General features: G+C 56.9%; 1 protein-coding gene. It reads left to right on the plus strand.

The genetic code is table 11. From position 1 onward, the window contains the following. Positions 1 to 8: 8 nt before the first annotated feature. Positions 9 to 454, plus strand: a 446-nt coding sequence (locus tag UB43_RS30435) for a chlorophyll a/b-binding protein (protein WP_156160536.1), incomplete at its 3' end; no start/stop codon positions are given.

The raw sequence follows: 454 nt of genomic DNA on the forward strand, positions 1-454 counted from the left end.
CTGGAGATGTGACCCAGGAGCGTTTCGACCGCCTTCGTTACGTCGAGATCAAGCACGGACGTATCTGTCAGCTCGCCTTTTTGGGCCAGGTCGTGACCCGTGGTGGACTCCACCTTCCCGGAGATATTGATTACTCTGGAGACTCCTTCGACTCCTTCCCCAACGGTGTTGCCGCCCTCTTCGGACCTGANNCCATCCCCACTGCGGGACTTGTTCAGATCGTCGCCTTCATTGGATGGTTGGAGTGCGCCTTCATGCGTGACGTTGAGGGAACTGGCAACGAGCACGTTGGTGACTTCCGTAACGGATACATTGACTTCGGCTGGGATGACTTTGATGAGGAGGAGAAGCTTTCCAAGCGTGCCATCGAGCTCAACAACGGCCGCGCCGCCATGATGGGTATCCTTGGACTTATGGTNNACGAGCAGCTCGGAGGCTCCGTCCCAATTGTTGG

The organism is Pseudomonas sp. 21 (assembly GCF_000955805.1).
Classification (GTDB): domain Bacteria; phylum Pseudomonadota; class Gammaproteobacteria; order Pseudomonadales; family Pseudomonadaceae; genus Pseudomonas.